Below are 6,243 nucleotides of genomic sequence, written 5' to 3' on the forward strand. Positions count from 1 at the left end.
GTGATCGATGATCCAGCGACGGACAAGGCGAACCCTCGAATCCGGCGTGGATTCGTCGCACCAAGGCGGGCACCGTACGCGGCCTCCGTCGAGGACTTCCACGATGCCACCCGGCCCGGCACGCGGGACGCTCTCGTGGAGAGGCTGGCCGGCGGTGTCGAGCCGGGCAGGCGACGTGACATCGGCCAGCTCGGCGCCTGGACGGCCAGCCTGCCGGCACTGGCCGATGTCCTGGTCAAGGCGGGTCTGCAACGCTTGTGGGTCGGGTTGGAGTACCGGCCGTACCAGGCTGGCAACAAGCGGGCCGACGCCATTGTCGCGGGATTCTCTCCGGACGGGCGGCCGGCCTACCTGATCGTCGAGCTCAAGCAGTGGCAGCGGGCCGCCTGGGATGCCGTCGGCGAGCAGGTCACCGGGGCGATCGTGAGCAACGAACGGGTGAAGCATCCCTACGATCAGGCGCACGACTACGGTCAGTTCATCCGCAATTTCACCAGCGGGATGCACGACGAGGACGGCGTCACCATCGCTGCCGCCGCATATCTGCACAACGCCACCGAGAGCTCTGTCGAATCGCTGCGCACCGCGGGCATGCCACAGGCCCGAGGCACCTTCAGCGGAGATCCGGACGGGCGTGAGCGCTTCATCGAACTCCTCACCACGACGTTCGACGCCGGCCGGGACGGCTCACCGGCGTGGGACGCCCTGGCGTCGGCGGACTACCAGCAGGGTCCGACGCTTCTCGAAGCCGCGGCTCGGATCTTCGCCGACCGGGAACGGTACCCGCTGACTGACGAGCAGTATGACGTCTTCGGCCGGATCCAGAACGCCGTCTCGGACGCCATCAATCCGGCCGCCGATCGCGAGCAGGCCATCATCGTGGTGAAGGGTGGTCCCGGCACCGGAAAGACCTGGATCGCCCTCCATCTGCTCGGTGCGAACGCGCACGCCGGCCGCCAGGTTAGTTACTGCACCAACTCCGGATCGTTGCGGAACGCACTCCAGACGTCGGCCGGATTCAACAAACTCCTCGGTGGCGAGCGCGCCAAAAGGCTCATCACCTCGGCCCGCACCTATCACGACTTCCTGGAGAGACGCACCAAGCTCGACCTGCTGATCATCGACGAGGCGCAACGGCTCGAGCAATGGACCGTCCTCAGCGGGCACCACAACTCCCGCGCCCGGCAGGACCATCTCGAGGCCAACAACATCACCCAGCTCTTCGAGCTGAAGAAGTCCGCGAAGGTGCTCGTGTTGTTCATCGACGAAGACCAGGCAGCGACCTCCAAGGACTTCGTCACGATCGCGCGCGCCCGGGAGATCGCCCACCGCACCGGGGCGTCTCTCGAGGTCCTGGAGCTGACCGAGCAACACCGTAGCGGCGGTTCGCAGGCGTACGAGGCCTGGGTGGACGCCCTGGTCGACGGAGAACCGGCGATCTGGCACGACGAGGACACCTTCACCGTCAGCGTGGCCGACACCCCCACTGAGCTCGAAAGGACGGTCTTCGCCGGGTTCCCCCTGGGCGAGGCCCGGCTCGTAGCGGGCTTCTGCTGGGACTGGCGGAAGCCCACGGTTGACAGCATCCACCAGCTTCCGTTCGACATCGACATCGACGGCTGGAAGAAGCACTGGAACCTGCACAAGGCTCTCGACGGATACCCCAAGGACACCGACTGGGCCCGTACGCCGAGCGGCGCCAAGCAGGTGGGATCCGTCTTCACCGCACAGGGTTTCGAATTCCCTCAGGTCGGCGTCATCATCGGCCCCGATCTGGTGTGGGATGACACCGCCGGCCGCATGACCGTGCGGATGGAGGCGTCCCGCTACGCCAAGCTCGTCCAGTTGCACAACAGGAGTCCCCACGAGGACGTCCGCATCCGTAACCAGTACAGGGTGCTGCTCACCCGCGCCATGCGCGGCGTCGTCCTGTATTCCACCGATCCGGCGACGCGCGCCCTGCTCAGAAGAATCGTCAATCCCGCGTGAGATGGTGACGCAATGGATCTGGAGGACCTCCGCGACGAGGTGAAGGCCTTCGCCGTGCAACGGGACTGGCAGCAGTTCCACACGCCCAAGAATCTGGCCATGGCGCTGGCAGGGGAGGTCGGCGAGCTCCTCGCCGAGATGCAGTGGCTCACCCCGGAGCAGTCGAGTGCCCTCCAGGGCAGCGAGACCGGGGACCGGGTCCGCGCCGAGCTGGGCGACGTCATGATCTACCTCGTCCGGCTCGCCGACGTCCTCGGCATCGACCTGATCGCCGCGGCGACGGAGAAGCTGGCCGATTCCGCGCGAAGGTATCCCGTCGAGCGGGTACGCGGATCCGCCGTCAAGGCCCGCCGACCCGACGATCGCTGATCGACGAGACGGCACCCGCGCGGCGGACCTTGGGAATGATCAGGGGGGTGCCGCTCTCCGGGTCCTCGATCACCCGGCAGGCCAGCCCGTAGACCTCCCGCACGAGCTCGGCCGACATGATCTGCTCCGGCGGACCCTCAGCCACGACCCGCCCGTCCTTCAGGACGATCAGATGAGTGGCGTAGCGGCACGCGTGGTTCAGGTCGTGGAGCACGGCCACCAACGTCCGGCCCGCTTCGGCGTGCAGGTCGGCGCACAGGTCCAGGACCTCGATCTGGTGGGCGATGTCGAGGAACGTGGTCGGCTCGTCCAGCAGCAGCACCGGGGTCTGCTGGGCGAGCGCCATCGCCAGCCACACGCGCTGCCGTTGGCCGCCGGAGAGTTCGTCGACGTAGCGGGTGGCGAGGGTTTCGACGCCGGTGGCTCGTAGGGATTCGGCGACGATGTCGGCGTCTCGGGTGGACCACTGGCGGAGCATGGTCTGGTGGGGGTAGCGGCCGCGCGCGACGAGGTCGGCGACGGTGATGCCCTCCGGGGTTACCGCCGACTGGGGCAGGAGGCCCACTCGACGGGCGACTTCCTTCGAGGGCAGGGTGCGGATGAGCTGCCCGTCGAGGTGGACGGCGCCGTGGGACGGTTTCAGGAGTCTTGACAGTGCTCGCAGGAGGGTGGATTTGCCGCAGGCGTTGGGGCCGGCGATCACCGTGAAGGAGTGGTCGGGGATGCGGACGTTCAGGTGTTCGGCGACGACGCGGCCGTCGTAGCCGATCGTGACGTCCCTGGCTTCGAGGCGGCTCATGATCGGCCCTTTCGCGTGGTGACCAGCAGCAGCCAGCCCAGGTAGATGCCGCCCACGCCGGCGGTGATCACGCCGACCGGGAGTTCGCTGGGCGCGGCCATCCGTCGGGCGAGGAGGTCGCTGGCGACGAGCAGGGTGGCGCCCATCAGGCCGGCCGCGGTGAGCCCGGCGCCGGGCGAGCGGGTCAGTCGCCGGGCCAGTTGGGGCGCCGCGAGGGCGACGAAGGCGATCGGTCCGGTGGAGGCCGTCGCGACCGCGGTCAGGCCGACCGCGACGACGACGAGGCCGAGCCGGGCCTTTTCGAGGGGTACGCCGAGGGCTCCCGCCGCGTCGTCGCCGAGTTCGAGCAGCGGCAGGTAGCGGGCCAGCAGCACGGTCAGCGGCACCAGCACCAGCAGGCCGCCGCCGACGAGGTGGACGTCGCCCCAGCGGCGCTCGAAGAGGCTGCCGACGATCCATACGGTCGCCGCGCGGGCGTCGCGCAGGTCCGCGCGGCTGACGAGGTAGTTGATGATGGCGATGAGCACCGCGCTGACGCCGATGCCGACCAGCACGAGCCGCAGGCCGTTCACGCCGCCGCGGTAGGCGAGCAGGTAGACGGCGAAGGCGGCGATCAGGCCACCGGCGAGCGCGCCGCCGGCGACGCGGGTGGTGCCGCCGCCGAGGAACAGGATCACCATGATCGCGCCCGCGGACGCCCCGTAGCCGAAGCCGATGACGTCCGGGCTGCCCAGCGGGTTGTGGGTGAGCCGTTGGAAGATGGCGCCGCTGATCCCGAACGCGATGCCGGCGATCACCGCGACGAGGGCCCGGGGCAGTCGCCGCTGCATGACGAAGAGGTCGGCGAGCCGGCCACCCTCGCCGCGGAGTGCCGCCAGCACCTCGGGGAACGGCACCTCGTAGTCGCCGACGCTGAGCGAGACCAGCAGCAGCGCGGCGGTGGTCAGGACCAGCACGGCGCAGACCACTATGGTGCGGGGCTCGACGCGGAAGCTGAGCCGCTCGGAGGCGAGCCGGATGTCCCTCACAGCTGGGGCACCCGGCGACGGCGGACCAGGGCGATGAAGACCGGCGCGCCGACGAGCGCGGTGACGATGCCCGCCTCCAGTTCGCTGGGCGTGACCACGACCCGGCCGACGACGTCCGCGCCGAGCAGCAGCGCCGGCGCGAGCAGCATCGCGTACGGGAGCACCCAGCGCAGGTCGGCGCCGGTGATGGCCCGGGCGGCGTGCGGCACGGCCAGGCCGACGAACGAGAACGGTCCCGCCGCCGCCGTGGCCGCCCCGCAGAGCAGGGTCACGGCGGCGGCCGAGGCGAGTCGCGTACCGGCGAGGCTGACGCCGATCGCGCGGCCGGCGTCCTCCCCGAGGGCGACCGCGTTCAGCGGCCGGCCCAGCAGCAGCGCGACGACGATGCCCACGACGAGGAACGGCAGCACGTCGAGCAGCACCGACACGTCCCGTCCGGCGAGCCCGCCGACGATCCAGAACCGGAACTGGTCGAGCGCCTTCGCGTCGAGCATCTGCACCCCGTACGTGTAGGCGACCAGGGCGGCGCCGATGGACGTTCCGGCGAGGGCGAGCCGGACCGGACCGCCGGGGCCCCGCCCGCCCGACCCCAGCGTGTAGACGATGACCACGGCGATGGCCGATCCGCCGAACGCGAACCAGACGTAGCCGGACGCGGTCGTGATGCCGAGGAAGCTGATCGCCGACACGACGGCCGCCGCGGCACCCGAGTTGACGCCGAGCAGTCCGGGGTCGGCGAGCGGGTTGCGGGTCAGCGCCTGCATCACCGCCCCGGCCAGGCCGAGTGCCATGCCGACCCCCACGCCGAGCACCGTCCGCGGGACGCGTTGGCTGGTCACGACCACGGCGTCGGCGGAGCCGTCCGAGTGCCACAGCGCCTCGACGACGAGGCCGAACGGGATGTGGCGGGCGCCGATGGCCAGGCTGAGCAGCACGGCGAGCAGCAGCAGGACGGCACAGGCCAGCAGGCCGAGGAGCCGGCGGGGCGGGGAGGTCAGCACGCAGCCCGTGCCTCAGGCCTTGCCGAGGGTCTTCGTGAGGTCGTCCAGCACGATGCCGGCCGCGATCGGGCCGCCCCGGGAGGTCCACGGCACGCCGTCGACGGCGACGACCTTGTTGGCCTTGACCGCGGCGAGCTGGTTCCAGGAGGCGTTCTTCTTGGCCTGCTCCAGCGCCGCGGTGCCGTCGTTGTTGAGGGTGCCGAGGAAGATGTAGTCGCCGTCGAGAGTGTCGAGCTTCTCCAGGCTGACGGGCTTCGACGGGCCGGTGCCGTCGGTCTGCTGGGCCTGGGGGCGCTTCAGGCCGAGCTCCGCGACGATGGTGCTGGCGAAGTGCTGCTTCTGCAGGTACGTCGGGCCCTGCGGGTTCCACCGCACGAGGCTCACGCTGGCGCTGCCGTTCGCGGCGATCGCGGTCTTCGTCGCGGCGACCTTCTGGTCGTACGCGGTCAGCACCTCGGTGGCCTTCGCGTCCAGGTTCAGCGCGTTCGCCACGCCCTTGAGGCTGGCCTTCCAGTCGCTGGCGACCAGGCTGGTGACGACCGTCGGCGCGATCGCGTTGAGGTCCTTGAGCTGCGCCGGGTTCGGGTCGAGGAAGTGTCCGTAGAGGATCACGTCGGGCTTGGGGTTCAGCGAGGCGATCGCCTCGATGTTCGGCTCGGTGATCTCGCCGACCAGCTTGACCTGGGGCAGCTTCCCGGCGAGGTAGCCGGCCACCGTGTTGCCCTGACGTGCCTTGCTGGCGCCGACTGGGGTGACGCCGAGCGCGAGGGCCGCGTCCAGATCGGTCTCGGCGAGGGCCACGACGTTCTTCGGTGCGATGGGGACGGTCACCGAGGCGCCGGAGGCGTCGGTGATCGTGCGGGTGCCGGCCGCGGCGGGCGCGGCCTTGTCACCGGCGGCGGAGGTCGAGCAGGCGGCCAGGGCGAGCGCGGCCATCGCCGCGGCCATCAAGGCACCGGTGCGCTGTGTGAGGAGGCGGGACATCATGTTCTCCCGGGGCAGTCGGAATCGAGCGGCGGTGCCGCGCAGAAGTTCTATCACATCAGGTTAGGCTTAC

Annotated in this window: 6 protein-coding genes; 2 read left to right on the forward strand and 4 right to left on the reverse strand. The window is 70.2% G+C overall.

Annotation, left to right across the window (positions count from 1 at the left end):
- Together AB0M36_RS23455 and AB0M36_RS23460 are read left to right on the forward strand one after the other, a co-directional pair.
- The gene (locus AB0M36_RS23455) at positions 1 to 1,989 is read left to right on the forward strand and encodes a DNA/RNA helicase domain-containing protein (RefSeq protein ID WP_364160840.1); all 1,989 of its coding nucleotides are present in this window, start codon (positions 1 to 3) and stop codon (positions 1,987 to 1,989) included.
- Positions 1,990 to 2,001: 12 nt separating this feature from the next.
- Positions 2,002 to 2,358 (forward strand): nucleotide pyrophosphohydrolase, encoded by a 357-nt coding sequence (locus tag AB0M36_RS23460; protein ID WP_364160842.1) that lies wholly within the window; start codon positions 2,002 to 2,004, stop codon positions 2,356 to 2,358.
- Here AB0M36_RS23460 and AB0M36_RS23465 read toward each other — a convergent pair.
- Genes AB0M36_RS23465 through AB0M36_RS23480 form a run of 4 tightly spaced genes read right to left on the reverse strand, consistent with a single transcriptional unit; the run spans position 2,330 to position 6,170 of the window.
- Positions 2,330 to 3,157, reverse strand: coding sequence for an ABC transporter ATP-binding protein (locus AB0M36_RS23465; RefSeq protein ID WP_364160844.1), 828 nt, complete (start codon positions 3,155 to 3,157; stop codon positions 2,330 to 2,332). The genes AB0M36_RS23460 and AB0M36_RS23465 overlap by 29 nt on opposite strands.
- A complete protein-coding gene (locus AB0M36_RS23470; protein WP_364160846.1) occupies positions 3,154 to 4,185 on the reverse strand; it encodes an iron chelate uptake ABC transporter family permease subunit in 1,032 nt (343 codons plus the stop codon). The genes AB0M36_RS23465 and AB0M36_RS23470 overlap by 4 nt, the downstream gene beginning before the upstream one ends.
- On the reverse strand, positions 4,182 to 5,186 hold the full coding sequence (locus tag AB0M36_RS23475) for an iron chelate uptake ABC transporter family permease subunit (RefSeq protein WP_364160848.1): 1,005 nt from the start codon (positions 5,184 to 5,186) through the stop codon (positions 4,182 to 4,184). Before AB0M36_RS23475 ends, AB0M36_RS23470 begins: the two co-directional genes overlap by 4 nt.
- A gap of 12 nt (positions 5,187 to 5,198) precedes the next feature.
- On the reverse strand, positions 5,199 to 6,170 hold the full coding sequence (locus tag AB0M36_RS23480) for an iron-siderophore ABC transporter substrate-binding protein (protein WP_364160850.1): 972 nt from the start codon (positions 6,168 to 6,170) through the stop codon (positions 5,199 to 5,201).
- Positions 6,171 to 6,243: the final 73 nt, after the last annotated feature.

The organism is Actinoplanes sp. NPDC051346, assembly GCF_040682215.1.
Lineage (GTDB): Bacteria > Actinomycetota > Actinomycetes > Mycobacteriales > Micromonosporaceae > Actinoplanes.

Coding starts and splice junctions, on each gene's coding strand:
- AB0M36_RS23465 (WP_364160844.1), bottom strand. CDS start 3,157: ATGAGCCGCCTCGAAGCCAGGGACGTCACGATCGGCTACGACGGCCGC.
- AB0M36_RS23480 (WP_364160850.1), bottom strand. CDS start 6,170: ATGTCCCGCCTCCTCACACAGCGCACCGGTGCCTTGATGGCCGCGGCG.
- AB0M36_RS23460 (WP_364160842.1), top strand. CDS start 2,002: ATGGATCTGGAGGACCTCCGCGACGAGGTGAAGGCCTTCGCCGTGCAA.